Genomic DNA, 2758 nt, shown 5'->3' on the forward strand with positions numbered 1-2758 from the left:
AATGAGATGACGTCTTAGCCGGCTCGCTGCTGCGCTCCGGGGCGGGAGCCGCGGCGGCCTGGCCTGTGACGGCGATACCGGCCTCGGCGATCAACAGCAGCGCGGCGGCCGCTGCAAGGCGGTTGCGTCTTCTGCGTCTTGGTGTGATGGATCGTGTGGATGGATACACGAAGTGCCGTGCCCTTCCTCATAGGTCAGCTCAAACGTCTGTGCGAAGTCGCACGGACGGCAGGACCTTAGGCAGGAAGATCAACGCCAATGAAGCTGGTTTCAAGACACGTATGACAAATCCACAGAGGATCACTGCATGAGTGATGCGTTGAGCTGCTGATCTAGTGATCGTCGCAGGATCCCGAACCGTCGTGGCGGATTGATCTGAGCTGGGGTTTCCGTGCAGGTTCAAGAGCCCAAGAGCCCTCTGAAGTGCGAGTTCAGTGATCGTTCCGGAATCCGGTGATCGTCGAAGGATTCTCTATTGCCGGGTGGATCAGGCGGAGCGAGTCTGCGCTGGTCAGGGTGGTCTGCAGGCTTGGGGGAGCGGGGGTGGGTCATAGCGCGTGGCTGCGGGCGCGGTCGGTGGTGACAAGCTGGTTGGCTGGCCTGGTGCAAGGAGGTTGATCTCTGCGTATCCGTGATCAGGAGAAGGATCTGGCAGTGCCCGTCGAACCGTTTCCGGTGGGTGCTAGTGCGCGCTCCTAAGGTGTGGACATAACGTCAGCGAGGCCCACGCGCCCGGTCGGTGAACTCATGGTCGATTTAGTCCGGTTGCAGTGCACTACGGTCACGGGCATGCCGCGGAGCCGTACGACCTCGAGGACACGGGTGACGGGTGACGAGGAGTGCAAGGACGAAGACGACGACGAGAGCCGTGCTCCGGCTGTGGGTGCCGAGGGTCGGGCCAACGGCCGTCGGCGGATGCGCACACGTCGTTCAGGATCGGCTGACCACGAGATCATTCAAGGTGAGCTTGACGCGCCGCCGGTTGGCGTCGAAGCCGTACATGACAGTGGGCCGGTTCAAGGGGTCGGATTTCGAGTAGTAGCGGAACTGCAGTACCTGGCCACACATCGGCCCCACGTCCGCCATCAGGCCGTCCTGGCAGGTGGCCAACACGGTGATGCCGTGTTCCAGCGCAGCGTCACGCAGTGCGGCGATCACCTCACGACGGTGCTCCGCGCCGAGTGAGTCACCGAGTTCGTCGAGTATGAGGACGCGCCCCCGCGCGTCGGGTGCAGCGAGCAGGGCGGCCAGGACGAGATGGATGGAGAACAGCTTCTCCTGAGCGGTGTTGGTGGGCGCATCGTAGGCCAGCAAGGAGCCGCCAGGGTTGCGCTGCCACCGGGGCACGACATGACAGATCCACTGGCCCTCGGCGCTCTCCGGCGCGCTTACGCTGTAGAGCAGGTCGGCTGCGTACCCCTCTTTTTTGTGCAGTAGGTTGAGCTGGTTGCTGATGCGGTCCAGCGCACTGTGCACGCGTTCCTTGATGGACTCCTGGGTTTCTTCGAGGGCCTGGCGTGACTCCTCGACGAGGTCGTGGAGGTAGCTCTGTTCGTCCTCCCGCTCCCGTCTTTTCACCTCCACCTGCTCCCGAGCTCCTGCGTCCCGCTCCTCGTACTCATCCAGCCACGTCTTCAGCGCGGTCAGCGAGCCACGGAAGATGGTGTCGTGCGGATCGTGGGTGTGCGCCTCGTGATGGTGCAGGGCGTCGGCGATCTCCACGGTGGCCACACCGGTGGTTGCCGTGTCTGCGGCGAGCCTCGTCAGCGCCGCCGTCAGCCGGGACCGGCTCTCGCTGCGAAGGTCCGCACAGGTGCGGACCTCGGGCGGGCGCTCGGTGTCCCGTGGTACGACGGCGTAGGAGTTGATGCCGTCGGCCGGCTCCGCGCCGGGCTCGTCCTCGGGCAGGCAGCTCCAGTTGAGCTCCTCCAGAGCCTCTTCCTCAGAGCCCGTCCAGATCATCCGTGCCCGGTCGGTGCTTGACCCCCTGCGGAGCTCCTCCAGCTTCTCCTTCCTCCGCGTCGCCTGCGCCCTGTCGTCCTTCAGCTTCCGCAGTTCGCCCTCGAGCTTGTCTGCGCGCTCCTTCGCGGTGAGGAACGCCGTCTGGGCCTCATGCGCTGTCTCGCTTGCCTCTTTGGCCAACGTACGCAGCCCGGGCAGCGCGGCAACGCACTGGGCGTGTGTGTCCTCGAGGTCGCGGATCTTGGGAACGAGCCGCTGTGCGAGCTCTTGGGCCTCGGCCCGTTTGATGTCCCGGCGCAGTTCGGCGATCCGGCGATGGTGCAGGTCGGCTGCGGTCTCCAGCGCAGTGCACTGGGCCCGGGCCTGGTCCCGCTGCCCTTCAAGGTGGGCGCAGATGTCTTCTTGGCCAGCGATCGGCTTCTCGAAGCCTCCGATGACGCGGACCCCCAGCCCAGACAGCCAGGCATGCGGAGGAACCGTCACCTCGGTGGCATCGGCCAGGGCATGCAGGAACGGCACCGCCAGGGGATCGGCGTCCAGGATGCCCTCGGGCAAGCCATCCGGGGCGCCGGAACCTGCCGCTTCCGGTTCGCTCGACGGCCCGCAGATGAGGATGGTCCCGGGCAGAGTGCTCACCGCACGGCTGGCATCCTCCAGGGCATCGGAGGCGACACACACCGCCTCCCTCCACGGCGCCAGGCGGGCCTCCCACTGGGACCGCGCCTCAGGACGGAGGCGAGTGGTGGCCATCAGCCCCACCCTCCGGTGGGACGTTACCCCCTCCAGGGCCCGCAAC

Annotated in this window: 1 protein-coding gene; it reads right to left on the reverse strand. The window is 65.9% G+C overall.

The genetic code is table 11. The annotated features are described in order from the left end of the window. Positions 1 to 930 precede the first annotated feature (930 nt). Entirely contained in the window at positions 931 to 2712 is a 1782-nt protein-coding gene (locus StrepF001_RS44930; RefSeq protein ID WP_129803833.1) for a hypothetical protein, read from the reverse strand. Between the last annotated feature and the right edge of the window lie 46 nt (positions 2713 to 2758).

This window comes from Streptomyces sp. F001, assembly GCF_004187715.1.
GTDB lineage: Bacteria > Actinomycetota > Actinomycetes > Streptomycetales > Streptomycetaceae > Streptomyces > Streptomyces flavusporus.